Origin of the sequence: Ancylobacter sp. (assembly GCF_965279025.1) — a bacterium.
Taxonomy (GTDB): domain Bacteria; phylum Pseudomonadota; class Alphaproteobacteria; order Rhizobiales; family Xanthobacteraceae; genus Ancylobacter.
The window spans coordinates 124,442-150,202 of sequence record NZ_OZ257132.1; the positions used below are offsets into that span (position 1 = coordinate 124,442).

Genomic DNA, 25,761 nt, shown 5'->3' on the forward strand with positions numbered 1-25,761 from the left:
GGAAGACGCAAGCTGCGGCAACGGCAGCTCCCCGGCAGCTCAGCGCAGCCCGGCCTTTGCGAGCGCGGCGCCTTGACGCGCCGCCACCGTGTCCACCGCGAAATCGGCGATCGCCTGCTCGAACAGCGCGTGGAAGTTCAGCTCGGCCTTCAGATGCAGGAACACCCCGCCGAGGCCGATGGCCGCCCGGTCCATGAAGACGAATTCGCGCGGCACCCGCACCGGCCCCAGCTCCTTCAGCGCACGGTGCACGGTGAAGGCCTCGCGCCGGCCATATTCGCCCGGCGCCACGCCGTCGGCGATGGTGCGGACCCGGTCGTCAAGCAACGGCCCATAGATGAAGCGCGCCCAGATGTTGAGCACGTCGATCATCGCGCGCTGGAGATCGCGGAAGCCCCAGGTCTCGTAGGCATGCACGATGCGCGCCTCGTCGCCGGTCTGCAGCCCGCGATAGAGATCGACGACGCCGCCGACGAAGCTTGGGGGGAAGATGCGGATGCAGCCATAATCCAGCAGGTTGATGCCGGCAGGCTCCGCCTTCCGCGCCCCTGCCTCCTCGAACACGGTGTAATTGCCGAGATGCGGGTCACCATGGATGACGCCGAAGCGCGAGAAGGGTAGCCACCAGGCGGCGAACATGGCCCGGGCGATGGCGTTGCGCTGTTCCAGAGGATGGTCGACATAGTCGAGCAGCCGCCGCCCCTCCAGCCAGTCGAGGGTGAGCAGCCGGCCGGTCGACAGCGCCGCGCGGACGCCCGGCACGCGCACGGAAGGCTCATCCGCCAAGATCTGCGCGTACAGCGCCGCATGGGCGGCCTCGCGCCGATAATCCAGCTCCTCGCGCACGCGCGCGCCAATTTCCTCGGCGATTTCAGTGGTATCGATCGCCGGGTCCATGCGGCGGTGAAGGGCGAGAAGCATGCCGAGCTGCTGCAGATCCGCCTCCACGGCGGACTGCATGTCCGGGTATTGCAGCTTCACCGCCAGCGCGGTGCCGTCGAGGTCGCGGGCGCGGTGCACCTGGCCGAGCGAGGCGGCGGCCGCGGGCTCCTTGTTGAAGGAAAGGAAGCGCGCCATCCAGTCCGGGCCGAGTTCAGCCATCATCCGGCGCTTGACGAAGGCCCAGCCCATGGGCGGGGCCTGGTTCTGCAGGGTGGCGAGCTGGGCGGCATATTCCGGCGGCAGCGCGTCGGGGATGGTCGCCATGAGCTGGGCGACCTTCATGATCGGCCCCTTAAGGCCGCCGAGCGCGGCTGCAAGCGCGGCTGCATTGCCCTGCTGCTGGTTCAGCCCGAACAGGCGCGTGCCGGCCATGCGCGCCGCCACCCCGCCGACCTTGGTGCCGACACGGGCATAACGCAAAGCACGGGCGGAAAGCCGGTTGGCTTCCCGGTCGGTGGAATCGGAATCGGTCAAGGCAACCTCGCGCGTTTCCCAGCACTTAGGGTCCGCCGGGCGGCGCGCAACCTGTCGCACCGGCCGGGGGCATCACCTTTGCGGTACGGGCCCGAGCACGCGCTGGACCAGCAGCAGGCCCAGCACGGCAAGCGGGGTGAGGAAATCGGTATAGAAGATCGGCCCGGCATTGCCGCTGGCGAGGTTGCCCGTCTCCTCGATCTGGATGGCGTGGCCGATGCCGGCACCGCCGAGGAAGCCGACCGCCACCACGCCCACCGCCGCGCGGAAGCCCGGCGAGCCGAGAAAGGCGCCGATGAGCCCGGCCATGCCGATGCCGAGATTGGCCATGCCGACCTCGGTCTGGAACGGGCTCGTCGCCCAGCCGATCGAGGCCGCCGTTCGCTCGGCGAAGAACACATGGCCCGTGAAGGCCCACAGCCCCTGAAGGCCGACCGGCAGCAGCATGATGTAGCGCAGGAGCTGATCGACCAGCACGCCGAGCGAGAACCGGCGCGGCCCACGCAGTGACATGGCCACCGCCAGCACCAGCGCGAGCGCCCAGATGATCAACGGGAACCAGAAAACCACCGGCACCTCCCCCCTTGCGGCGGCGCAGTCTAGGTCACAGACCCATAAACGGGATTCCCTTTTGGGTCGGAGGCTGATTCATTTCTCCTGATGGAGGATGAGATGGCCCGCTTTGATCTAACGGATTTCGAGTGGTCGGTGATCCAGCCGCTTTTGCCGAACAAGCCGAGGGGCGTGCCTCGGGTGGACGACCGGCGCGTGCTGAACGGGATTTTCTGGCGACTTCGGACCGGGGCGCCGTGGGCCGACATTCCCGAGCGCTACGGCCCGCACACGACCTGCGTGAACCGCTTCAACCGCTGGCGCAAGGCGGGGGTCTGGGATCGGCTTCTGGAAGCGGTGTCAAAGGCTTACGATGGCGACATCCAGATGATCGATTCCTCCAGCATCCGCGTGCACCAGCACGCCGCCAACGCCCAAAAAAAGACGACCGATCCGGTTGCATGGGTCGCTCGCGGGGCGGCCTGACAACGAAGATCCATGCTCTGGTGGATGCCGAAGGCCTGCCGATCGCCCTGAAATTGACCGAGGGCCAGGCTCATGACGGACGCAGCGCCCGCGACATGCTCGGCGCGCTTGTCGATGGCCAGACCCTCCTGGCCGACCGCGCCTATGACAGCGACGAACTCCGGCAAAGCCTGCGCGAGCGAGGCGCATGGGCCAACATCAAGCCCATGCCGAACCGCAAGAACGTGCCAGCCTTCAGCCCCTTCTTGTATCGCTATCGCAACCTCGTCGAGCGCTTCTTCAACAAGATCAAGCACTACCGCGCCGTTGCGACCCGATACGACAAGCGACCTGACAATTTCCTCGCCGGCGTAAAACTCGCATCACTCAGAATATGGATGCGGTTTAATGAGTCGGTCGCCTAGGCGCCGCTCGCGATCCGCTCCAGCACGCCGGCGACGGCGTCGCGGTGCTCGGTCAGGCCCTTATAGGCGAGTTGCTCGGCGTCGAGCCCGAGGATCTGCGCGCGCAGCGAGCCGGCGAGTTCGCGCCCTTCCGGATGGCGGCGGAAGGCGGTGAACGGGTCGACATGCACCCGCACCGTGAACAGCATGTCGCCCGACACCGGCAGGCGCCGCAGCGTCTGCCGCTCGACCCGCACGAAAACCTCCGGCGCGAGATTGTCGGGATCGTCGAACCAGTTGCGCGGGCGCGCCTTCGATTCGGGATGGTGCAGTTCATCGTCGGGATAGATTGACCAGTTCAGCCGCCACACCGGCTGCTCCACCTTCAGATTCTCGAAGATGCGGTTCATCAGCTTGGCCATCTTGTCGGGATAGCCCGGCACGGCGGCGTGGATGGCGTCCAGCGACTGGCCGAACTTCTCCGCCAGCGACCAGGCGGAGGGAAAGCACAGCACGGCGGCAATGAGCCGGTAGCCGCCCTCGCCCTTGCGCAGCATCAGCAGGTCGTCGGAGATCAGCTGCGCGGCGATGACGAGCGGCGCCTCGTCCGTCGCGTCGAGATAGAAGCTGCGGCCGGTCGGCACGACGGTGAGAGTGCGCCCCTCCAGACGATATAGCAGGGGATAGGTGGCGGTGACGAACGCCACGATCAGCTCCAGCGCCTCGCGCTGGGCCTCGCGCGTGCCCGCCTCCTCGCGCACCACCACGTCGCGCTTATCGCGGATCAGGGCCTCGCGCTCGGCCAGCGTCGCCGCCAGCCGCGCATCGGGCTCGATCCATTGCGCGAGATCGAGCGGGGCCAGCGCGATCGAGAACGGCTTGCGCGAACCGTCAAAGGGCGTGTGGGCAAAAGGCTCCGCCGGGGCCTCTTCAAGGCCGGCGAGCGGGGCGGGAGACGGGGTGGCGATGTTCATCGTAGCGGCTCGGCTAGGGGCGCGGGGGCCTCCAGCTTAGAACGTGTGCAGCAATTCCGTCAGCCCAATCTTTGGTCGGTTGCGACGACGATGCGCGCTCCCCCGCCGCCGATACGGACGGCACGGCGAGGCCGACGCCGTCCGCGCTCCTGTCAGTTCGCGAACTGGTAGGTCACCGGCAGCCAGCGATAGCCCCCATCCCGCCGCTCGACATAGCCGAGCGAGGGGAAGGAGGTGTGATAGGCTGCCACCGCGATCCGTTCGGTCGCCGCCATGTCGTAGATCCTGCGCCGCGTGGCGACGCCCGCTTCCTTGTCCTGGTCGAACAGCGCATGCCAGTCCGGCCGCGCCAGCGAGGCCACCTCGTGGTGGGCGCAGTCGCCCCAGACCAGCAGGCGCTGGCCTTCGCTCTCGACATGGAAGGCAAGGTGGCCCGGCGTGTGGCCATGCGCCGCCACCGCGCGGATGCCCGGCACCACCTCGCCATCGGCCGCCACGAAGCTCATCCGCTCTGTGAGCGGCAGCACATGCGAGCGGAACATGATGGCCGAGCCATATTCGTTGCTCTCCTTCGGCGCAGCGAGCGGGCGCTCGCTCTTCCAGAAGTCGAACTCCGTGGCGCCGATGACATAGCGCGCGTTGGGAAAGGTCGGCTTGCCGCCGCTCATCAGTCCGCCGACATGGTCGGGATGGGCATGGGTCAGCGCGACCACGTCGACCTGCTCGGGCGCATAGCCGGCCGCTTCGAGCGACGCGACCAGCCAGCCGCCGGCCGGCGGCGGAACGAACCCGTTCTCGCCATTGCCGGCGTCGAACAGGACCAGTTCGCGCCCGGTATTGACGAGGGTTGGCGAGAAGCCGGGACGGAAGCGGCGCTGCGGCAACAGGTTCGCCTGCATCAACGCCTCGACCTCGCCGGCCGGGCGATCCTCCCCGACGATCGGCCATGGGCCATCAATCATGGCGCTGGCGTCGAGCAGCGTCGTCACGTCGAAGGCCCCGAGCCGGAGGCGCTGGAAGGTCTGGGTCGTCGGCCCGAGGGCCGGCGCACCGGCATGCGCGGGGACACAGCGCAGCACCGCCGGCGCGCAGACAAGGCCGAGTGCGGCCGCCAGAACCCTGCGGCGCGACGGTGCGCCGCCCCGGCCAGGCGGGTGAATGAGGGTCTTCATGGACGTTCCTCCCGGCCCGCTTCGCGGCGCGCCCTTTTGATGTTCAACTGGGTGCGGTGTCGCGCGTGCACCATTGGGGAGGCTAGCCATGGCGCCGGCGGCGCGCTTGTATGAATGTGCGGCGCCCGCCCGGCCCGGGACGGCGCCGGGGCCGCTATGGCACCTCGACGGCGAACGCACCTGCTTCATCGGCCCGCTGACCTACAACGCGCCGCACCGGCACGGCGCCCCGGTGTTCCTGGCAGGGCTCTACGGACGGTTCGGCCTGCGGCTCGCCGGCGGCCCCTGGCGCCGTGTGCGCACGGCGATGGTGCCGGCGGGCGTCGTCCACGAACTCGACATTGGCGGCGACCCGATCGGCGTTCTCTACATCGAGCCGACGCTGGAAGGCGCCCACACGCTGGCCGCCCTCGCCGCCTCGACGACGGAGACGCAGGGCGCGCTGACCGGCGAGGACGCCGGCACCGGCGCCTGCGAGGTGATGCGGGAATTGTGGGAGGATGCGGCAAGCGTCGCGTGGGCCGGGGCGGCGCTGGACGATCTCATAGGCTTCGGCGCCCGGCGGGCGCGCCGGCTGATCGACCCCCGCATCGCTCGGATGCTCGGCACGCTGGCGGAAGGCGCGGACGGTGCGACCGGCGTGGCCGCCGCCAGTGCGCTGGTGGGGCTTTCGCCGCATCATTTCCAGCACCTGTTCACCCGCGAGGTCGGCGTGCCCTACCGGCGCTATCGTTCCTGGGGACGCATGCGGCGCGCCGTCGCGGCGGTCGCGCGGGGCTGCACTTTGACACAGGCCGCGCACGAGGCGGGCTTCTGCGACCAGGCGCATTTCACCCACGATTTCCGCCGCACCTTCGGTGCCCCACCCTCGTGGAGCCTCAGCGGCGTGCGGCTATCGACACAGCCGGCGCGGGGGAAGCCCCCAGCGCCGGCGTGAGGCTTACGCCTCCTCCATCGCCTCAAGCTCGGCGATCATGCGCTCGATGAGGCCGAGGCCGGTCTGCCAGAAGGCGGGGTCGCGGGCGTCGAGGCCGAAGGGCTTCAGCAACTCCGAATGGTGCTTGGTGCCGCCGGCCGCAAGCATGTCCAGATAGCGCTCGGCAAAGCCCTCCGAGGCGTTCTCATAGACGGCATAGAGCGAGTTCACCAGGCAATCGCCGAAGGCATAGGCGTAGACATAGAACGGCGAATGGATGAAGTGGCCGATATAGACCCAGTAATTCTCGTAGCCCGGCCCGAGATGAATGGCCTCCCCGAGGCTCTCGCTCTGCACTTCCATCCATATCTTGCAGATACGCTCGGCGGTCAGCTCGCCATTCTTGCGTTCGGTGTGGATGCGGCGCTCGAACGTGTAGAAGGCGATCTGGCGCACCACCGTGTTGATCATGTCCTCCACCTTCGAGGCCAGCATCGCCTTGCGGGCGCGGGCATCCGGCGCGGCGGCGAGCAGCCGGCGGAAGGTGAGCATTTCGCCGAACACCGAGGCGGTTTCAGCCAGGGTGAGCGGGGTCGGCGCCATCAGCGCGCCGTTCGGCGCCGCCAGCACCTGATGCACGCCATGGCCAAGCTCATGGGCGAGCGTCATCACGTCGCGCGGCTTGCCCATATAGTTGAGCAGCACATAGGGATGGGCGGAAGGCACGGTGGGGTGGGCGAAGGCGCCCGTCGCCTTGCCCGGCCGGATGCCGGCATCGATCCAGCTCTTGTCGAAGAAGTCGCGGGCGATATCGGCCATGCGCGGGGAGAAGGTGGAATAGGCGCCGAGCACCGTGTCGCGCGCCTCGTCCCAGCCGATCGGGCGGGTATCCACCTTCGGCAGCGGCGCGTTGCGGTCCCAATATTCCAGCTTCTCCTTGCCGAACCACTTGGCCTTGAGCTTGTAGTAGCGGTGCGCGAGGCGCGGATAGGCGGCGTGGACGGAGGAGACCAGCGCGTCCACCACTTCGCGCTCGACGCGATTGGCGAGGTGGCGCGAATCGGCAATGTCCTCGAAGCCGCGCCAGCGGTCGGAGATTTCCTTATCCTTGGCCAGCGTGTTGGTGATGAGGGTGAACAGGCGCAGATTCTCGCCGAACACCTTGGCGAGCGCTTCCGCGCCGAGCTTGCGCTTTTCCTCCTCCGGATCGGCGAAGAAGTTCAGCGCCTGCTCCAGCGGCAGGATCTCGCCGCCCACGTCGAAGCGCAGCCCCGCGATGGTCTCGTCGAACAGCCGGTTCCACGCGCCGCGCCCGGTGACGCCCTTTTCGTGGAACAGGTGCTCGATGCGGTCTTCCAGCTGGTAGGGCTTTTCCGCCCGCACATCCTCGATCCAGGGGCGGTACGTGCCGAAGGCCGGATTGGCGAGCGCGGCCTCCATCTTGGCATCGTCGAGCCGGTTCAGCTCCAGCGTGAAGAACAGCAGATGCGTCGAGGTGTCGGTGAGCTTCTCCTGCACGTCGCCATAGAACTTGGCGCGAACGGGATCGGTGGTGTCGCCGGAATAGACAAGACCGGCAAAGGAATAGAGACGGCCGAGCAGATCCTCGATCTTCTCGTAGCGCGCCACGATCTCCGCCATCTGGCCTCCAGCATCCGCGCCGTCGAGCACGGCGGAGAGCTTGCCCTTATAGGCGTCCTCGAAGCCGACCGCCTCTGCCGCGACGGTGGCGAGGTCGGCCTCCAGCTCCGGCGAATCCATCGACGGATACAGGTCCGACAGGTCCCATTGCGGCAGTTGGGCGAGAGCGGCGGCGGATGCCTCGGGCGAGCGGGGCACGAAGGCAAGATGATCGAGACGGCGCGGCATGTTCACTCCGGCGGGATGGGGAGGCGCGGTAAGCTGTGCTGCACTGATATCGTGCGCGAATGCGCGCTATCAACCACCACGTCGCCGGATGGTTGCCTGAACGACCGTTTGCCCGGCAGGCCGGCGCCCGCCGCCCGCAACTCTCCCTTGCCGGCAACCCGGCGCCGCCGCATGCTGCCGGCAAACCGGGGGTTCAGAGATGTCGTTGCAGCGCTTTGTGGCCGCCTTCGCGGCGGTGATGATCGGCCTTGGTGTGTCAGCCGCCGAGGCGGCGCCCAAACGCATCGTGATCGTGCGGCATGGCGAGAAGCAAGCCCCCCTCACCCTGTGCAGCATCGGCACGGAGCGGGCGCAGGCGCTGGCGGCGCAATATCTCAGCCCCACAAGCCCGATGAGCCTGATCAAGAACGACCCGCCGGCCGCCATCCTCGCCATGACGCTGCACACGGTGGAAACCGCGCGCCCCATCGCCCGCGCGTGGAACATGAAGCTGACGGCGCCGGCAATCGGCTATGTGCCGATCCGCAACAACCGCTACTTCAACGCCAAGCTCAACACGGTGAACCAGCGCGTGGCGGCGGACCTGCTGACCAATCCCCGCTGGCATGGCCAGACGGTGGTGATGGTGTGGGAGCATTTCCATATCGCCAGCGCGCCGCTGGAGAAGGAATTCGCCGGCGAGAAGGTGACACTGCGCCAGTTGCTGCACCTCGACCAGGTGAAGGGCGTGCCGGGCGGTGTTCCCGACACCTGGCCGGACGACAACTATAATTTCTTCTGGATCCTGACCTATGACCGGCCGGGCGACACGGTGCCGAGCCAGTTCAAGGTCGTCCGCCAATATTTCGCCGAGCCTTATGCGAACCTGCCCTCGAATGGCTGGGGCAAGCCGGAACCGCGGCCCGCAGGGAGCGGCTGCAGCTAAAAAAAAGCGCCCCGTGAAGGGCGCTGAAGGCTGGTCATTAAGAAGTAGAGCGCTCGATGGTCAGTCGAAAGCGCGCTTCATGCGCTGCCAGGGCGAATCGCGCCCCTCATAAAGCGGGCCGAAGAAGGCGCGCTCCTTCGATTCGCCCTGCGTCTGGCGAACCTGCTGCTTGCGAATCCTGTCGTGCTCGCGCACCTGCTTGCGATCCACGCTGTCGCCGATCTGCGGCTTGTCGCGCGGGCCGACCGAGGTTGCGCTGGCGGGGGCGGCGACAAAAACAAAGCCGGCGGCAACAAGTGCAGCAACGCCGACCGACGTCTTCACTCGCGTCTTCGTCATGATAACCTCCATGAGGATGTTCTGACGGATCAACTTCCCAATCGGCAATTGGTTGCAAACAAATACGCGATTCCTCGCAGGCAACTCCACGCCGCCCGCCCCCGCCCGGGCGCCGAGGCGCGGAACATTTCGATACCTCCGGCTGTTTCTGCAGACAAACTTGCCCGGGAGCTTGCATGAACACGCCCGCCGCCTTCACCCCGCCGCTCCGGCTGACGGTCGACGGTGAAACCGCCGACATCGCCACCCTGGATGCGGCACTCATCTTTGCCGAGAGGCATCCCCGCCCCAAGGGCGATTATGAGGGGCTCATCCGACGCCTGCAGGGCGCCCACAGCGAGGCGCAGAAAACAGAGGCGGCCGACGCCTTTCGCTGGTGGGCCGAATCCAACGCGCTCTTCGCGCCCGCATGACAGCGGCGCGGGCGGTCGACTGAAAGGCTTGGGGAAGGCTCGCCGCCATTCCCGGGGCCGGGAATGGGAAGGACTGGAATGGTGGGCGCGACAGGGATTGAACCTGTGACCCCCTCGATGTCAACGAGGTGCTCTCCCGCTGAGCTACGCGCCCATTCCGTGGTCTCTTGCGAGCGGGGCTCCCCTATAACGAGAACCCTCCGCCCGTGCAAGCGGGTAGTGGCGGCTGTGGATGACGTCGCCGTTCCGCGCTCGATCCGGCGGCGCCTTCACGCCGCCGCCTTCCTCACGCCGCCAGCATCTTGCCGACCTCGTTGACGAGGTCGCGCAGGTGGAACGGCTTGGACAGAACCTTGGCATCCTTGGGCGCCTGGCTGTCGGCGTTCAGCGCCACCGCCGCGAAGCCGGTGATGAACATCACCTTGATATCCGGGTCGAGATCGGTGGCGCGGCGGGCGAGTTCGATGCCGTCCATCTCCGGCATGACGATATCGGTGAGCAGCAGTTCGAACGGCTCTTCACGCAGCCGGTCATAGGCGGAACGGCCATTGTCGAAGTCGGTGACCTCGTAGCCCGCATTCTGCAGCGCTTTCACCAGAAAGCGGCGCATGTCGTTGTCGTCTTCGGCGAGCAGGATCTTGAGCATCCCGGGCATCCTGATTGTCTGAGGCGGCGGGCTGGGCGCCGGACGAGCCGATAGGCGCACTGCCCCCGCATGTACATCACCCTTGGGTACTCCCACGCCTCTTAGCACATCGTGAACATGCGCGAATTCTGCCGCCCTGTGCCTGAGGGCCTCGCGCTGACGTGTGCGCAAATACACGCTCCCCCGCCCCTGCCGCATTCCGCGCCGGGAGACGTCATGTTAGACACGGTCGGGGAGGCGCGTGGGGATCGCCCTTGCAGACCCCGCCGCCGAAAACGGATGAGGAATGATGGCCGTCATCGCGGAGCTGATCGACCCGGCATTCGAGATCGTGCAGCCGGCCTCGCTCCGCGCCCCGTTCCTTTTCAACTCGCCTCACAGCGGGGTGGTCTATCCGCGGGAATTCGTCAGCCAGTCCCGGCTCGAACTGCCCGTGCTGCGCCGCTCGGAGGACAGCTTCGTCGACGATCTGTTTCGCGACGTCACCGGCCTCGGCATGAATTTCATGCGGGCGCACTTCCCGCGCTGCTATCTCGACGTCAACCGCGAGCCCTATGAGCTCGACCCGCGCATGTTCGACGGCCGCCTGCCCGCCTATGCGAATACGCGCTCCATGCGGGTGGCCGGGGGGCTCGGCACCATTGCCCGCATCGTCGGCGAGGCGCAGGAAATATATGGCCGCCGCATTCCGGTGGACGAGGCTATTGCGCGGATCGAATCGCTCTACAAGCCGTATCATCGCTCGCTGCGCCAGTTGATGGTGCAGATGCAGCGCAGTTTCGGCATCGCGGTACTGGTGGATTGCCATTCAATGCCGTCCGGCTGCCAGCGCGATGCGCGCATCGACATCGTGCTCGGCGACCGCTACGGCACAAGTTGCGCACCGGTCATTCCCGACATCATCGAATCCGAGCTGCGCCGCCGGGGTTATTCCGTGGCGCGCAACAAGCCCTATGCCGGCGGCTTCATCACCGAGCATTACGGCAACCCGGCCTCCGGAATGCACGCCGTGCAGATCGAGATCAACCGCGCCTTGTATATGCGCGAGGCGGTCTACCAGCCGTCGGAAAACTTCGAAATCGTCCGCAACGACCTCATCGAGGTGGCGCGGGCGCTCTCGGATATTTCCCACCTGGACCTCGCGCCGCTCCGCGCGGCGGCGGAATAGTTGTTATTTTCAATACGTTAGATGCATCGGGTTGCAGTTTTGATGGGGTGATGTAAAAAACCTCAAAAGAGAGCCTTGCATTTTCAACATGCGACCTATACCAATTCTGCACGCTCGGTTCCGGGCTGATGTTCCACTACCGATGGATCGGTTCAAGCCGCCACGAGGCGGAGGGAAATGTCAGCTCAGGTGATCGGGGGGCTCTTTCGAGGGCGCACGGACAGCAGTGAACCGACCGGCAAGATGGCAAAGCCCACGGCAGGCGGTTCGTCAGGCGCAAAAGAAAGAGGCCGCTTACGCAGTGCGCAAGCGGCCCAAGTCTAGGGAGGAAACGCCCAAGGAGGGCTGTACGAAGCGACGCCAATCGCTGCGTACGAATGTAAGATGTAGGTGCATTGCGGAATAATCAAGGCAGGCACCGGGACTTTCTGGCATACCAAATACAACAGTCGTTCCGGTGTGGCATTAATGCCTCATTCGATGGTACGGCAGCACCCTGCGAAGGGGGCTCGCCGCCCTGACGGGCGTTGACGGGTCGGCCGGGGGGTCGCGACGCGTCAGCGCCCGTTTCGTCTGTAGGGCTTTGTCAGCCGAATTTCCTCGGAATCGTAGCCTCGGAACGCTGAGGCGCCTCGCCGTCATGTGGCGAAGGGCCCGCGTTGTGCACGCCTGAGCGGCATCGCTCCCGCCTCCAACCCCTCGCCATCGTCCGTCGCCCCCCATAGCCTTTGCCGGGCCGGCATGGCCTTTTGCCGGGCTGGCGGCTGCGGCGGGACGCCCCTCACCGCAAGCCGCGCAACCCCGGCAGGGAGTGTTTTGCGGAGCGTTCCGTGCGGAGGGGCTCGTGCGGCGAGGCGGATGCGAAGCGCGCCGGAGGGCGGCATCCCTGCCCCGTCAGACGCCCGGCCAGAGGCGGCACGCAGCGCGGGGCATGTCTGAAAAGAAAGAGGCCGCTTACGCAGTGCGCAAGCGGCCCAAGTCTAGGGAGGAAACGCCCAAGAAGGGCGGCGGCAACATGACGCCAATCACGTCGCCGCAACGCAATATCCATAACCCTGTGGCGCGTGGCTGACAACCGCCAAACGAACCAAACGAAACCGGCATTTGGTCGCAGGCCTTCAAATGATGACAATCGCGCATCCGACGCGCCCTACCCCCGAAACAGGCGCCCGCCGGTCCGTGGCGCGCAATCGAGCGCCTACGGGCGCGCCCGCGCTCAGGGAATGCGGCGGTAAAGCCCGACACGAGCCACCCGCCATGGACGCGGATAACCGTTTATTTTCAAGATGATGCTGAAAAAGAAAGGGGCCGCTCACGTTGCCGGAGCGGCCCAAGTCTAGGGAGGAAACGCCCAAGGAGGGCGGCGGTAAAGCGACGCCAATCGCTCTACCGCGCTGCAATAATATGGCAGTTTCGCTTCCCGAAGGCAACGGCAGAATTGCCCATTTCTTGACCGTGCCGGAATGGCAGCCATGCGCAGGACGCGGGGCATTTCTGACATACGCCCCTCAGCTTGTGCATGGCGCGCCAGATCCCGCCGCCGGGGTTCATGTCCCACCGCATATCGGGCGCGGACGATTGCCGTCTCCCGCCGCGCCCGATATGCGTTGACGACCGGCGCCGCGCGTCGGCGTGTGGCAGCCGACAGGGATCTGGCCGATGGGTGCGGTGGACTTCGAGACGTTCGTGCAGGAACTCGCCACTCTCTCGGGGCAGGCCATCCTGCCCTTCTTCCGCACCGCGCTGGGCGTCGAGGACAAAAGCCGGGGCGCGGTGTTCGACCCCGTCACCGCCGCCGACCGCGCCGCCGAGCAGGCCATGCGCACCCTCATCCGCCGCACCTTTCCCAGCCATGGCGTGCGCGGCGAGGAGTTTCCCGACGAGGGCACGGATGCCGATTATGTCTGGGTGCTGGATCCCATTGACGGCACCAAGTCGTTCATAAGCGGCATGCCGGCCTGGGGCACGCTCATCGGCCTGTGCCACCATGGCGAGCCGGTCTACGGCATGATGCACCAGCCCTTCATCCGCGAGCGCTTCTTCGGCGACGGCGCGCAGGCGCGCTATCGCGGTCCGGCGGGCGACCGGCGCCTGACGGTGCGGGCCTGCGGCAGCCTGGGCGAGGCTGTGATGATGACCACGAGTCCGCTGCTGATGGATGAAGGCAATCGCGCACTCTATACGCAGGTGGAGAAGCGGGTGCGCCTGCCGCGCTACGGCGGCGACTGCTACGCCTACTGCATGCTGGCCGCCGGCCATGTCGACCTCGTCATCGAAACCAATCTCAACGATTTCGACATCCTGCCGCTGACCCCGATCATCGCCGGCGCGGGGGGCATCGTCACCAATTGGGAAGGCGGCCCGGACCTCACCGGCGGCCGCGTGGTCGCCTCCGGCGACCGGCGCGTGCATGACGAGGCGCTCCGGGTCCTCAACGGCGGCTAGAGCTTTGCGTCACGCGGCGACGCCCTCGATCAGGCCGCCGCGCTGCCGGGAATGAAGGCGTCGAAAGCCGCCAGCAGCGGCTCGCGGAACACGTCGCGCTCCTGCAGCAATTCGTGCCGGGCGCCGGGAATGACGATATGGGCACCGGCGATGAGCCGCATGCCGAAATGCTCGATGGTGGGCGTGCAGACGATCTTGTCCGCCCCGGCTGCCACCATCAGCAAGGGCTGGCGGATCGCCCGCGCGGTCGCCGGAGCCGCCAGCGTTTCCATCAGGTCGAACGCGGCCCGGACCCAGCCGATGGTGGGCGGCCCGACATCGAGCTGCGGCTGCTCCAGGGCGATGGTCAGGTTGCGGGCGAAGCGGGCCTCGTCCGAGGTCAGCCGGTTGCCCTCGAAATGCACCTCGTGGATCGGCCGCACCTTCCGGGTCGGCACGTAGGCGCGCGACAGGCCGAGGCGGGAGAGCGTGCGCGCCAGCCGCCGCGCCGCGACATCATACTTGACCAGCGAGAGTTCGAGCATGGGGGCGATGAGGAACATGCGGTCGAAGAACGGCCCCTGGCGCCGCGCATGGTCGATGAGGATGGAGGCGCCCATGGAATGGGCGAGCGCGAAATACGGGCCGGGCATGTCCGGCGCCACCACCTGGCGCACCAGCGCCTCGATATCGAGCTGGTACTCGGCGAAATCGCGGATATGCCCCTTCATCGCATTGGCGAGAAGGCGCTGCGAGCCGCCCTGCCCGCGCCAGTCGATGGCGGCGACCGCGAAGCCGCGCTGGAGCAGGTTGCGCACCGTCTCGAAATATTTCTCGATCTTCTCCGTGCGGCCGGGAAACACGCACACCGTGCCCCGGCACGGCGCGTCCTCCACCGGCATCCAGCGGGCGACGCGCAGCTTGACGCCGTCCGAGGCCGGCACGAGGCCGCAACTGGCCCCCTCGGGGACGGGGTTGCCCTTGGTGCTGTAGAGGGTGGTGTCGGCCATGCGGGGGAATACTCGTTGCGACCTTGCGGCTTATAAACCAGCCATGCCGCGCCACAAGGCACCCGCCCGGCAAAAGCCGCCTGGTTTTGCCGTTCAGTAGCGTTTGTCGCCGAAGCCGATCACCTTCATGCCGCTGATGGCGCCCGAGGCCCCGTCGACCACCACCTGCACCCGCTCGCCGCGCGGGCCATTGGCCTCCAGCAGGATGGTGGCGCCGCGCCGGCGTATCACCGAGATATTCGAGAAGCCGCGCCCGGCAAGCATCCGCATTGCCGCGTCGGCATCGACGGGTCCGCCGGCCCGGCCGCGCGGCGCGGGCGGCGCATCATAGGGGGCGTAAGGGCCGGGACTGGGGGCGTAAGGGCCGGGGGGCGGACGATAATTCTGGGCGTGCACGGTCAATCCGCCCGGCAGGGCGGGAAGCAGCAGCCCGAGCAGCAAGCCCAGCGCGACGATCCGTACCGTCGATGCCCGCGCCATCACGCAAACCGTCCTTTGAAACCGGCGAGTATCGAATGTCTATCCCATAAGAACCGGGCACTGAACACCGCCCGAGCCGCCCGTTCATCTCCCGTTCATCGAGGTCACTTCGGTGCTGCAATACCTCGCGGCAGGGTTGCGGCACGGCCGCGCGGTGCCCTGCCCTTCCCGCTGCGCGACGCCGGAAGATTTGCGGCGAAGGCCCTTGCGGCGTGCAAACGCCTTCCTATCTCGAAGTCGTACCGGCCGGAAGGCGGTACGCGAACCGGGTCCGGCTCAGTCGAGAGGACCCAACCATCTGCATGTCGCTTTAAGTGAGGATATGCCATGCGTACGTTTGATCTTACCCCCCTGCACCGTTCCACTGTCGGCTTCGACCGGCTCTTCTCGCTGCTCGACCAGGTTAACAGCGTCGACACCAGCACCACCTATCCCCCTTACAATATCGAGCGGACGGGCGAGAATGCCTACCGCATCACCGTTGCGGTGGCCGGCTTCACCGAGCAGGACCTGTCCATCGAGGTGAAGGAGAACGGTCTTTCCATTCGCGGCGACCGCAAGGCCGAGGCGGCCGGCAAGAACGAAGTGCTCTATCAGGGCATTGCCGCGCGCGGCTTCGAGCGCCGCTTCCAGCTCGCCGATCACGTCGAGGTCCGTGGCGCCAGCCTTGCCAACGGCCTGCTGCATGTGGACCTGGTGCGCGAGATTCCCGAGGCGATGAAGCCCCGCACCATCCCGATCTCGGCCGGCGCCTCCACGCCCCGCACCATCGAGGCGAAGACCAGCGAAGCCCGGGCGGCGTGACCGCGCCGTCAGCCTGAGGCGGGTGGATTGACCGTCCCCTTTTCAGGCGAGGCGCAATAATCGGCCGGGTGAGGCTCTCCCCCACCTCCCCCGGCCCGCAAGGAAAAGGGCGCCCCGGCTGACCACCGGGACGCCCTTCTTCGTATGTAGCGGGCCGCTGGCGGCGCTATTCCTCGGCCGGCGCCGCCTTGGTGGAGGTGCCGCGCGCAAACACAGAGGCCGTACCGGCCGGCGTGTCGCTGCCGGTGCCGACGCCGGTTCCCGTGCCGCTGCTCGGAAGCGGCGGCTCGGCCGACGCCGCAGCACTTGGCGCCGCAGAATTTGGCGCCGCAGAACTTGGCGCGGGCGTCGCGCTCTCCGCCCGTGAATCGGCTGTGCTGCCGGCGGCCGCCGCCGCGCTGGGCGGCACGGCAGTGCCGGGAATGATCCGCACTGCTCCGGGCGCCGCCGGAACTGGGGTCGCCGGAGTTGCAGCTGCCGTCGCTGGCGCTGCTGCGTCGGATGGCGCCGCAGCGTCTGATGGCACCGAGGTCGCCGGGGCGGTGGGCGCCTGCTCGGCAGCGGCCGACGGTGCGGCCTCCACGGACGGCGCGGGCGCCGGCACGGCCGCCAGTTCCGGCGGGCGCGTCGGCGGCAGCGGCGCCACGGTGGGCAGCGCCTGCCGCGCATTCGGCGGGCGCGGGGCGGCGGCTCCGGCGAACGGCTCTTCGCCCAAAGGCGCGCGGCCGACCGGGGCTTGGCCTATCGGGTGCATGGCGATCACCTGCCCGCTATAGGCATCGATACGCACGCGCATGCGCGCACCCGACCGCGCGGTGGCATCGACGAGATAGGTCGGGCCATCGACGCGGGCGCGCCCAATGCCGGTCATGCCCATGGAACGGAGCATCGGGCCGATATCGGCGAAGGGAAAGCGCCCCGGCGCCGCATAGGCCGGCGGGGGCGGATAATAGGCGGGCGGCGGCGGGTAATAGGCCGGCGGCGGCTCGTAATACCGCTCGACATAGACCCCGCCATAGGGACGCAGGAAAACCTGTGCCTGCGCCGGCACGCTGGTGAGCGCGCACAGGCCCGCCAGCACCGGCAGGGCGACCGACGAGAGGCGCAGCGGCGCGCGGGCCGTCGGCGCGAAGGACATCGGCATGGACATCTCCGAGGAGGTTGAACCGCCCCCAAGGGAAGCCCTAAATACGGCGTGGGAAAGACCCTTCGCGCAGGAACCGCCGCCCGCGAAGCGGCGACGACGCGAGCAACGGCGTTGCGTGCGGACGCCGGGCGCCTTACCGTTCGTTTCGCGTGGCGCGCACACTTCGCAAGAAGAGTGAAAAAACGCGTCGGCCATCGCACGCGCGGCGCTTGTGCGCGAGCGTCAATTCTGGCATCTTCGCGGTTGATAGGGCAGCTATGCTGTCCTATAATTCGACGGCCGGTGCCCGGAACGGGCATGGCACGAAGGATGCTAGCGGAGTTCGGCGGCCGAGCACGCCTTGCGGGGGAGCGCCCTGCGGGGTCAATACGTGTCGGCGCCGGGCGTTAAGGCGACCCTTGAGGGAGTGACGGGAATGACAGAGGAAATGGGCGGCCTTGCCGCGCACGTGGTCGGCGAGGGTTCGGTTCGTCCGGCCGCGACGGACCGTGCCACCAAAACCATTTCCCATATCGACCCGGGCTTGCCCGTGGCGCAGGGTCTCTATGACCCGCGCAACGAGAAGGATTCCTGCGGCGTCGGCTTCATCGCCGACATCAAGGGCCGCAAGTCGCACCAGATCGTGCAGGACGGCCTGAAGATCCTGCTGAATCTCGAGCACCGCGGCGCGGTGGGCGCCGACCCGCGCGCCGGCGACGGCGCCGGCATGCTGGTGCAGCTGCCGCACAGGTTCTTCGTCAAGGAAGCGGCCAAGCTCGGCTTCGAGCTGCCGGAGCCCGGCCACTATGCCGTCGGCCACATCTTCATGCCGCATGATTCCGAGGGGCACGACATCATCCGCGCCACCATGGAGCAGGTGGTGGCGGAAGAAGGCCAGGTCGTGCTGGGCTGGCGCGACGTGCCGACCGACAATTCCTCGCTCGGCCACACCGTGCTGCCGACCGAGCCCAAGCATGTGCAGGTTTTCGTCGGCCGTGGCGAAGCGGTGGCCAGCGAGGACGATTTCGAGCGCCGGCTGTTCGTGCTGCGCAAGGTCATCTCCAACGCCATCTATTCCGCCAAGGACCCGCGCACCTCGGGCTACTACGTCGTGTCGCTGTCCTGCCGCACCCTCGTCTACAAGGGCATGTTCAACGCCGACCAGCTCGGCGCCTATTATGCCGACCTGCATGACGAGGATTTCGAGAGCGCGGTGGCCCTCGTCCACCAGCGTTTCTCGACAAATACCTTCCCGGCCTGGTCGCTTGCCCATCCCTACCGGATGGTCGCCCATAATGGCGAGATCAACACGCTGCGCGGCAATGTGAACTGGATGGCGGCCCGCCAGGCTTCCGTCGACAGCGAGCTGTTCGGCAACGACATCTCCAAGCTGTGGCCGATCTCCTATGAGGGCCAGTCCGACACCGCCTGCTTCGACAACGCGCTCGAATTCCTCATCCAGGGCGGCTACGAGCTGCCGCACGCGGCGATGATGCTGGTGCCGGAGGCCTGGGCCGGCAACCCGCTGATGAACGAGGAACGCCGCGCCTTCTACGAGTACCACGCCGCCATGATGGAGCCGTGGGACGGGCCGGCGGCCATCGTCGCCACCGACGGGCGCCAGATCGTCGCCATGCTCGACCGCAACGGCCTGCGGCCGGCGCGCTACATGGTGACCACCGACGACAAGATTGTGCTCGCCTCGGAAATGGGCGTGCTCACCTTCCCCGAAAGCGAGATCATCACCAAGTGGCGCCTGCAGCCGGGCCGCATGCTGCTGGTCGACCTTGAGGAAGGCCGGCTCGTGCCGGACGAGGAGGTGAAGACCGCCCTCGCCCAGGCCCACCCCTACAAGGAGTGGCTGCAGCGCACCCAGCTGGTGCTGGAGGAACTGCGCTCGGTGGAAGCGCGCGAGGTGCGCACCGACGTGTCGCTGCTCGATCGCCAGCAGGCCTTCGGCTACACGCAGGAAGACCTCAAGATGCTCATGGCGCCGATGGCGACCACGGGCCAGGAGGCGGTCGGCTCCATGGGGACCGACACCCCGATCTCGCCGCTGTCGAAGAAGTCGAAGTCGCTGTTCAGCTATTTCAAGCAGAACTTCGCGCAGGTCACCAACCCGCCGATCGATCCGATCCGCGAGGAGCTGGTGATGAGCCTCGTCTCGTTCATCGGGCCGCGGCCGAACATCTTCGACCTCGAAGGCAACTCCCGCCGCAAGCGCCTGGAAGTGCGCCAGCCGATCCTGACCAATGGGGATCTGGAGAAGATCCGCTCCATCGGCTTCATGGAGGAGCGCTTCGACACCCGCACGCTCGACATGACCTACCCGTCCGACAAGGGCGCGGCGGGCATGGGCGATGCGGTGGAGCGGCTGTGCGAGCGCGCCGAGGCCGCCGTGCATGGCGGCTACAACATCATCATCCTGTCCGACCGCCTGGTCGGCCCGGACCGCATCCCGATTCCCTCGCTGCTGGCGACGGCCTCCGTGCACCACCACCTGATCCGCAAGGGGCTGCGCACCTCCGTCGGCCTGGTGGTGGAGACCGGAGAGGCGCGCGAGGTGCACCATTTCGCCTGCCTCGCCGGCTATGGCGCCGAGGCGATCAACCCCTATCTCGCCTTCGAGACGATGATCGACATGCGCGTCGACATCCCCGAGGAGGTCGACGAGTACGAGATCGTCAAGCGCTACATCAAGTCGATCGACAAGGGCCTGCTCAAGGTCATGTCCAAGATGGGCATCTCGACCTACCAGTCCTATTGCGGCGCGCAGATCTTCGACGCGGTCGGCCTGAACCAGGACGTCGTCGACCGCTATTTCTCCGGCACCGCCTCCTCCATTGGCGGCATCGGCCTTGCCGAGATCGCCGAGGAAACCGCCATGCGCCACCGCGACGCCTTCAGCGACGCGCCGGTGTACCGCACCTCGCTGGATGTCGGCGGCGACTACGCCTTCCGCCTGCGCGGCGAGGAGCATGCGTGGGACCCGGAGACCGTCGCGGTGCTGCAGCACGCGGTGCGCGGCAATGCGCAGGACAAGTACCGCCACTTCGCCCAGCTGGTGAACGAGGCCGGCACCAAGACGCTGAACATCCGCTCGCTGTTCCGCATCCGCGAGGCGGAGGAACTCGGCCGCACGTCGGTGCCGCTCGACGAGGTCGAGCCCGTGGCCGACATCGTCAAGCGCTTCGTCACCGGCGCCATGTCGTTCGGCTCGATCTCGCGCGAGGCGCATTCCACGCTGGCCATCGCGATGAACCGCATCGGCGGCAAGTCGAACACCGGCGAGGGCGGCGAGGAGGCCACGCGTTTCAAGCCGCTGCCGAACGGCGATTCCATGCGCTCGGCGATCAAGCAGGTCGCTTCGGGCCGCTTCGGCGTCACGGCGGACTACCTTGTCAATGCCGACATGATCCAGCTCAAGATGGCGCAGGGTGCCAAGCCCGGCGAAGGCGGCCAGCTGCCCGGCCACAAGGTCGATGCGGTGATCGCCAAGGTGCGCCACTCGACCCCGGGGGTCGGCCTCATCTCGCCGCCGCCGCACCATGACATCTACTCGATCGAGGACCTGGCGCAGCTCATCTACGACGTGAAGAACGTCAATCCGGAAGCCGACGTCTCGGTCAAGCTCGTCTCCGAGGTAGGCGTGGGCACGGTGGCGGCCGGCGTCGCCAAGGCGCGCGCCGACCACATCACCATCTCCGGCTTCGAGGGTGGCACCGGCGCCTCGCCGCTCACCGCCATCAAGCATGCCGGCTCACCCTGGGAGATCGGCCTCGCCGAGGCGCACCAGACGCTGGTGCTGAACAATCTGCGCGGGCGCATCGCGCTGCAGGTCGATGGCGGCCTGCGCACCGGCCGCGACGTGGTGATCGGCGCGCTGCTCGGCGCCGACGACTTCGCCTTCTCGACCGCCCCGCTGATCGCGGCGGGCTGCATCATGATGCGCAAGTGCCACCTCAACACCTGCCCGGTGGGCGTCGCCACCCAGGACCCGGTGCTGCGCAAGCGCTTCAAGGGCACGCCCGAGCATGTCATCAACTACTTCTTCTTCGTCGCCGAGGAAGTGCGCGAGCTGATGGCGCTGATGGGCGTGCGGACCTTCCGTGAACTGATCGGCCGCTCCGACTGGCTCGACCAGCGCGAGGCGATCGAGCACTGGAAGGCCAAGGGACTCGACTTCAGCCGCATCTTCGCCAAGCCGGATGCCGGCCCCGATGTCGCGATCTACCACACCGAGCGGCAGAACCACCCGATCCAGCACGTGCTGGACCGCACGCTGATCGCGCAGGCGATGCCGGCGCTGGAAAGCGGCGAGAAGGTGGTGATCCACAGCCCGATCAAGAGCATCAACCGCTCCGTCGGGGCGATGCTTTCGGGCGAGGTGGCCAAGCGCTATGGCGACACCGGCCTGCCGGACGACACGATCGACATCCACCTGACCGGCACCGCCGGCCAGTCATTCGGCGCGTTCCTGGCCACCGGCGTGTCGATGACGCTGGTGGGCGAGGCCAATGACTATGTCGGCAAGGGCCTTTCCGGCGGGCGCATCGTGGTGCAGCCGGCCAAGGACAGCGCCATCGTGCCGGAGAACTCGATCATCGTCGGCAACACCGTCATGTACGGCGCCACCTCCGGCGAGTGCTACTTCCACGGCGTCGCCGGCGAGCGCTTCGCGGTCCGCAACTCGGGCGCCATCGCGGTGGTCGAGGGCACCGGCGACCATGGCTGCGAGTACATGACCGGCGGCATCGTCGTCGTCATCGGCCAGACCGGGCGCAATTTCGCGGCCGGCATGTCCGGCGGCGTCGCCTATGTGCTGGACGAGGACAACAGCTTCAAGAAGCGCTGCAACCTCTCCATGGTCGATCTGGAGCCGGTGGAGGAGGAGGAAGACCTTCTCGAACGCCTGCACCACCATGGCGGCGACCTGGAGTTCAAGGGCCGCATCGACATCATGGAGGATATGGGCCACCACGATGAGGAGCGCCTGCACCAGCTCATCGCCAAGCACCTGCACTATACGGGCTCGGCGCGGGCGCAGGCGATCCTCGACAACTGGGCCGAATATCGCGGCAAGTTCGTCAAGGTGATGCCCGTCGAGTATCAGCGGGCGCTGCGCGAAATGGAGAAAATGCGCGGCCTGCAGGCGGCCGAATAGGCCCGCCTGCTCTCCCGCCGCGACGCGGCGGGGGGACATGGCCCTTCCGGTGGGCCACGGCTCGGTCGTGGCGCGGCTCTCTGCCGCGCCGCCATTTTCCAACTGGCATGTTTGATGTATCTGGCACCGGAGGTGGAATGCCTCCAAGGTGGCGGTGCTCCGCGAAAGAGGGCGCAATGGGCAAGGTTACGGGCTTTCTCGAAATCGATCGGCGCGAGGCGAAGTATCAGCCCGCTTCCGACCGCATTCGTCACTTCCGCGAATTCACCCTGCCCTTGCCGGATGCCGAGGTGGCCAACCAGGCCTCGCGCTGCATGGATTGCGGCGTGCCGTTCTGCCACGGCCCCAATGGCTGCCCGATCCACAACCAGATCCCGGACTGGAACGACCTCGTCTATCACGGCAATTGGGAAGAGGCGGCGCGCAACCTCCACTCCACCAACAACTTCCCCGAATTCACCGGCCGCATCTGCCCCGCCCCCTGCGAGGAAGCCTGCACGCTGAACCTCGAGGATGTGCCGGTCACCATCAAGACGGTCGAGCAGGCCATTGCCGACAAGGCGTGGAAGGCGGGCTGGATCAAGCCGGAGCCCGCCGCGCACAAGACCGGCCGCAAGGTCGCGGTGGTCGGCTCCGGCCCGGCCGGCCTTGCCGCCGCCCAGCAGCTCGCCCGCGCCGGGCACGAGGTGCATGTGTATGAGCGCGAGCCCAAGGCCGGCGGCCTGCTGCGCTACGGCATCCCCGACTTCAAGATGGAAAAGCACTATATCGACCGCCGCGTCGCGCAGATGCAGGGCGAGGGCGTCATTTTCCATTACGGCGTCAATGTCGGCGTCACCACGCCGCTGGACGAATTGCTGGAGGCCCATGACGCGGTGTTGATGTGCGGCGGCTCGGAAGCCCCGCGCGACCCTGCCCTGCCCGGCCAGGAGCTGGAAGGCGTGCACTACGCCATGCCCTATCTCGTCCAGCAGAACCGCCGTGTCGGCCATGAGGACGTTTCGCGCGAGCAGCCGATCCTCTCCGCCGGCAAGCATGTGGTGGTGATCGGCGGCGGCGATACCGCCTCCGACTGCGTGGGAACCTCGTTCCGCCAGGGCGCCCTCTCGGTACACCAGCTCGATATCCGGCCGGTGCCGCCGCTGAAGGAAGACAAGCTGGCCGTGTGGCCCTATTGGCCGACCAAGTTCCGCACCTCCTCCTCGCAGGCCGAGGGCGCGGACCGCGAATTCGCGGCAGCCACGCTCGGCATCGAGGGCAAGAAGGGCCGCGTGACGGCGGTGAAGTGCGCCCGCGTCGACGCCAAGCGCCAGCCCATTCCCGGCACCGAATTCTTCATCAAGGCCGATCTCGTCTTCATCGCGCTCGGCTTCGTCCACCCGCTGCGCGAGGGCATGCTGGAGCAGGAAGGCCTCGCCCTCGACAAGCGCGGCAATGTCGGCGCCAGCGATCTCGACTATGCCACCAGCGTGCCCAAGCTGTTCGCCGCCGGCGACATGCGGCGCGGCCAGTCGCTGGTGGTCTGGGCGATCCGCGAAGGCCGCCAGGCGGCGCAGTCGATCGACACCTTCCTGATGGGCAGCTCCGTCCTGCCGCGCTGAGGGTCGTCATGGCCGACAGCAACGCCGGCGGCGGGCCCTCCCCTGCGCCGGATTTCGTCTGGGCGCCACTGGTGCCCGAGCTCCTGGTGGCGAACCTCGCCGCCAGCCTTGTCTTCTGGCGCGATCTCTGCGGCTTCGAGATTGCCTATCGCCGCGACGAGGATGGCTTCGCCTACCTCGCGCGCGAAGGCGCGCAGCTGATGCTCGAAGAGCTAGGCGAGGGCCGGCAGTGGATCACAGGGCCTCTCGAAAAGCCCTTTGGCCGGGGCATCAATTTCCAGATCGCGGTACGTGTGGTGGAGCCGATCCTCGATGCGCTCGCCGTCGCGGGCTGGCCGCTCCACATGGCGCCGGAAGACAAATGGTATCGCGCCGGTGAGGACGAGGTCGGCGTGCGCCAGTTCCTGGTTCAGGACCCCGACGGCTATCTCATCCGCTTCTCGGCGAGCCTCGGCCGGCGGCCCCGCAGCTAGTCCTATTTCGCGGCGGGGTATGGAATTCAGGGCGTCGTCGCGCTCGGCAGCGGCGTCTGCGGCATGGCCGGCACCAGCGGCTCGGTCGGCTGCCCGGCGGGCCAGCGGAAATCGTCGGTCCGCCCCACCACCGGCGGCAGGGCCGCGCCATCCACCAGCACGCTCGCCGGCTCGGGCTTGCCCTCTTCCGCGGCAGCGGCCCGGCCGATATCGTTCACCGACGCGACGCTCGGGGCGCCGGCAAGCGTGCGGGCATTGCCCGCCGGCGCTCCGCCGGTGAGCATGATGATGGAGGGGCGCGCGTCGGCGGGATCGGCCGCCGCTGCCGGAATATCCTGGCCCGAGAGCAGGTCGTCGAGCTTCTGGTCGACGAAGAAGGCCAGCTTGCGTGCCCCCGCGCGGGTGAAGCCGACGCCGTCGGAGTTGCGCAGCCGGCGCCGCTGGCCATCGACCGCCGGGCCGGACATCATGAACTTGCCGTTCTCGTCGACGAACCCGTCCGTCACGTCCACGAAGATGAAGCCGCTGCGCTCGACCATTTCCTTGAGCAGGGCGTTGTAGCGGGCGATCTGCTCGCTGCGCACGCTATCCTCAACGGGGGGCAGGCCCACCACCACCACGGTGCGGCGCTGCAGCTTCAGGGCCAGCAGGAAATCCTCGAAGCGGCGGGAATAGAGGTCGCGCCAGCGCTCGTCGAACAATTCGGCCCGGCCGGCCGGGTCGTCGATCGCCTGCAGGTCATTGCCGCCGGCGAACACCACGATGACGTTGGCCTGGTCGTTGCCGGTCGGCAGCTGGCGCGCGGCGGCGATCAGGTCGACGCGTCGGCCCGGTGCGAAGCCCGCATCCGCCTCCGAACGGCTGACGACGGCGGCGGTCTCGCGGTCGGCGGCGAAGGCGTCCGCAAGCCCCTGCGCCAGCGTGCCGGCCTGCTCGTCACCGAACACCAGCACGACTTCCTTCACATCCCCGGAGGAGCCGCGCGCGTCGGCGACCGAGTCATACACCTTGCCGCGCGGATCGGCCGGCGGCTGCGCCACCACGGGCGGCGGCGGCGCGAAGACGGGCGCTTCGGAAGGCGGGCGCACGCGGCGGGGGCGGTTGTCATTGCCGCCGAACAGTTCGATCAGCGGCTGGAACGGCGACCAGCTGCGACGCGGCTCGGCGACCTGCGGCGCCGCACGCTGTTGCTGCTGTTGCTGGGGCCGTGCCTGCTGGCGCTGCTGCGGGCGTTGCTGCTGCTGGGAGGGGCGCGTGGCGGGCTGGCCGACATCGCCCGGGGGGCGGAACCAGTCGCTCTGCGCCTGCGCGAGCGAGCAGCCGGCGACCAGCGCGCCGGCCACGGCCAGCGCCTTCAGTCCGATCCGGTAGCCGTGCACGCGGCGCATGAGCCGTTTTCCCGATGGCAATCGCCTTGCAC

At 67.5% G+C, this 25,761-nt stretch carries 20 protein-coding genes, 1 tRNA gene and 1 pseudogene; 10 read left to right on the plus strand and 12 right to left on the minus strand.

Translation table 11 applies throughout. The features are described from left to right. Nucleotides 1-39: 39 nt before the first annotated feature. Both ACQY76_RS00560 and ACQY76_RS00565 read right to left on the minus strand, forming a co-directional pair. A complete protein-coding gene (locus tag ACQY76_RS00560) occupies nucleotides 40-1,416 on the minus strand; it encodes an ABC1 kinase family protein (RefSeq protein WP_428030985.1) in 1,377 nt (458 codons plus the stop codon). 72 nt (nucleotides 1,417-1,488) lie between these two features. Next, a complete protein-coding gene (locus ACQY76_RS00565) occupies nucleotides 1,489-1,986 on the minus strand; it encodes a DUF6790 family protein (protein ID WP_428030986.1) in 498 nt (165 codons plus the stop codon). 102 nt (nucleotides 1,987-2,088) lie between these two features. Here ACQY76_RS00565 and ACQY76_RS00570 point away from each other — a divergent pair. Further along, nucleotides 2,089-2,858 (plus strand): annotated as a pseudogene (locus ACQY76_RS00570) (IS5 family transposase). On the opposite strand, the gene ACQY76_RS00575 reads toward ACQY76_RS00570, so the two are convergent. Together ACQY76_RS00575 and ACQY76_RS00580 are read right to left on the minus strand one after the other, a co-directional pair. Beyond that, nucleotides 2,855-3,811, minus strand: a complete 957-nt coding sequence (locus ACQY76_RS00575) for a heme-dependent oxidative N-demethylase family protein (RefSeq protein WP_428030987.1) — start codon at nucleotides 3,809-3,811, stop codon at nucleotides 2,855-2,857. The pseudogene ACQY76_RS00570 and the gene ACQY76_RS00575 sit on opposite strands and share 4 nt — an antisense overlap. A 152-nt stretch (nucleotides 3,812-3,963) precedes the next feature. Next, nucleotides 3,964-4,983: an MBL fold metallo-hydrolase gene (locus tag ACQY76_RS00580; protein ID WP_428030988.1), complete on the minus strand. Its 1,020-nt coding sequence runs from the start codon at nucleotides 4,981-4,983 to the stop codon at nucleotides 3,964-3,966. A gap of 88 nt (nucleotides 4,984-5,071) precedes the next feature. Between ACQY76_RS00580 and ACQY76_RS00585 the strand changes: the two genes are divergently transcribed. Next, complete coding sequence (locus ACQY76_RS00585; protein WP_428030989.1) at nucleotides 5,072-5,920, plus strand: helix-turn-helix domain-containing protein; 849 nt, start codon at nucleotides 5,072-5,074, stop codon at nucleotides 5,918-5,920. Nucleotides 5,921-5,923: 3 nt separating this feature from the next. On the opposite strand, the gene ACQY76_RS00590 is transcribed toward ACQY76_RS00585, so the two are convergent. Then, nucleotides 5,924-7,768: a M3 family oligoendopeptidase gene (locus ACQY76_RS00590; RefSeq protein WP_428030990.1), complete on the minus strand. Its 1,845-nt coding sequence runs from the start codon at nucleotides 7,766-7,768 to the stop codon at nucleotides 5,924-5,926. Between the two features lie 199 nt (nucleotides 7,769-7,967). Between ACQY76_RS00590 and ACQY76_RS00595 the strand changes: the two genes are divergently transcribed. Next, a complete protein-coding gene (locus ACQY76_RS00595; protein WP_428030991.1) occupies nucleotides 7,968-8,693 on the plus strand; it encodes a histidine phosphatase family protein in 726 nt (241 codons plus the stop codon). Nucleotides 8,694-8,753: 60 nt separating this feature from the next. Here ACQY76_RS00595 and ACQY76_RS00600 read toward each other — a convergent pair whose 3' ends face one another. Continuing rightward, nucleotides 8,754-9,032 carry a hypothetical protein gene (locus tag ACQY76_RS00600; protein WP_428030992.1) on the minus strand — a complete coding sequence of 93 codons (279 nt, stop codon included), beginning with the start codon at nucleotides 9,030-9,032 and terminating at the stop codon, nucleotides 8,754-8,756. Nucleotides 9,033-9,208: 176 nt separating this feature from the next. Between ACQY76_RS00600 and ACQY76_RS00605 the strand changes: the two genes are divergently transcribed. Continuing rightward, entirely contained in the window at nucleotides 9,209-9,445 is a 237-nt protein-coding gene (locus tag ACQY76_RS00605) for a hypothetical protein (protein WP_428030993.1), read from the plus strand. A gap of 79 nt (nucleotides 9,446-9,524) precedes the next feature. On the opposite strand, the gene ACQY76_RS00610 is transcribed toward ACQY76_RS00605, so the two are convergent. Together ACQY76_RS00610 and cpdR are read right to left on the minus strand one after the other, a co-directional pair. Further along, a tRNA-Val gene (locus ACQY76_RS00610) sits at nucleotides 9,525-9,599 on the minus strand. Between the two features lie 132 nt (nucleotides 9,600-9,731). Continuing rightward, nucleotides 9,732-10,091, minus strand: coding sequence for a cell cycle two-component system response regulator CpdR (gene cpdR / locus ACQY76_RS00615; protein ID WP_428030994.1), 360 nt, complete (start codon nucleotides 10,089-10,091; stop codon nucleotides 9,732-9,734). Between the two features lie 286 nt (nucleotides 10,092-10,377). Here cpdR and ACQY76_RS00620 point away from each other — a divergent pair, with 286 nt between their 5' ends. Further along, nucleotides 10,378-11,259 carry an N-formylglutamate amidohydrolase gene (locus tag ACQY76_RS00620; RefSeq protein WP_428030995.1) on the plus strand — a complete coding sequence of 294 codons (882 nt, stop codon included), beginning with the start codon at nucleotides 10,378-10,380 and terminating at the stop codon, nucleotides 11,257-11,259. 1,659 nt (nucleotides 11,260-12,918) lie between these two features. After that, nucleotides 12,919-13,704, plus strand: a complete 786-nt coding sequence (gene hisN, locus ACQY76_RS00625) for a histidinol-phosphatase (protein ID WP_428030996.1) — start codon at nucleotides 12,919-12,921, stop codon at nucleotides 13,702-13,704. Nucleotides 13,705-13,733: 29 nt separating this feature from the next. On the opposite strand, the gene ACQY76_RS00630 is transcribed toward hisN, so the two are convergent. Both ACQY76_RS00630 and ACQY76_RS00635 read right to left on the minus strand, forming a co-directional pair. Further along, nucleotides 13,734-14,693 carry an alpha/beta fold hydrolase gene (locus ACQY76_RS00630; protein WP_428030997.1) on the minus strand — a complete coding sequence of 320 codons (960 nt, stop codon included), beginning with the start codon at nucleotides 14,691-14,693 and terminating at the stop codon, nucleotides 13,734-13,736. Between the two features lie 93 nt (nucleotides 14,694-14,786). Continuing rightward, nucleotides 14,787-15,173 carry a hypothetical protein gene (locus ACQY76_RS00635; protein ID WP_428030998.1) on the minus strand — a complete coding sequence of 129 codons (387 nt, stop codon included), beginning with the start codon at nucleotides 15,171-15,173 and terminating at the stop codon, nucleotides 14,787-14,789. A gap of 327 nt (nucleotides 15,174-15,500) precedes the next feature. On the opposite strand from ACQY76_RS00635, the gene ACQY76_RS00640 reads away from it, so the two are divergent. Further along, entirely contained in the window at nucleotides 15,501-15,977 is a 477-nt protein-coding gene (locus ACQY76_RS00640) for an Hsp20 family protein (protein ID WP_428030999.1), read from the plus strand. 166 nt (nucleotides 15,978-16,143) lie between these two features. Here the strand turns inward: ACQY76_RS00640 and ACQY76_RS00645 are convergent, their stop codons facing one another. Continuing rightward, nucleotides 16,144-17,121 carry a hypothetical protein gene (locus ACQY76_RS00645; RefSeq protein ID WP_428031000.1) on the minus strand — a complete coding sequence of 326 codons (978 nt, stop codon included), beginning with the start codon at nucleotides 17,119-17,121 and terminating at the stop codon, nucleotides 16,144-16,146. Between the two features lie 409 nt (nucleotides 17,122-17,530). Between ACQY76_RS00645 and gltB the strand changes: the two genes are divergently transcribed. The 3 genes from gltB to ACQY76_RS00660 all read left to right on the plus strand — a co-directional run bounded on the left by gltB (nucleotide 17,531) and on the right by ACQY76_RS00660 (nucleotide 24,341). Next, nucleotides 17,531-22,267 carry a glutamate synthase large subunit gene (gene gltB, locus ACQY76_RS00650; RefSeq protein ID WP_428031001.1) on the plus strand — a complete coding sequence of 1,579 codons (4,737 nt, stop codon included), beginning with the start codon at nucleotides 17,531-17,533 and terminating at the stop codon, nucleotides 22,265-22,267. 176 nt (nucleotides 22,268-22,443) lie between these two features. After that, on the plus strand, nucleotides 22,444-23,868 hold the full coding sequence (locus ACQY76_RS00655) for a glutamate synthase subunit beta (protein ID WP_428031002.1): 1,425 nt from the start codon (nucleotides 22,444-22,446) through the stop codon (nucleotides 23,866-23,868). Between the two features lie 8 nt (nucleotides 23,869-23,876). Continuing rightward, nucleotides 23,877-24,341, plus strand: coding sequence for a bleomycin resistance protein (locus ACQY76_RS00660; RefSeq protein WP_428031003.1), 465 nt, complete (start codon nucleotides 23,877-23,879; stop codon nucleotides 24,339-24,341). Between the two features lie 26 nt (nucleotides 24,342-24,367). Here ACQY76_RS00660 and ACQY76_RS00665 read toward each other — a convergent pair whose 3' ends face one another. Beyond that, nucleotides 24,368-25,729 (minus strand): SGNH/GDSL hydrolase family protein, encoded by a 1,362-nt coding sequence (locus ACQY76_RS00665; protein ID WP_428031004.1) that lies wholly within the window; start codon nucleotides 25,727-25,729, stop codon nucleotides 24,368-24,370. Nucleotides 25,730-25,761: the final 32 nt, after the last annotated feature.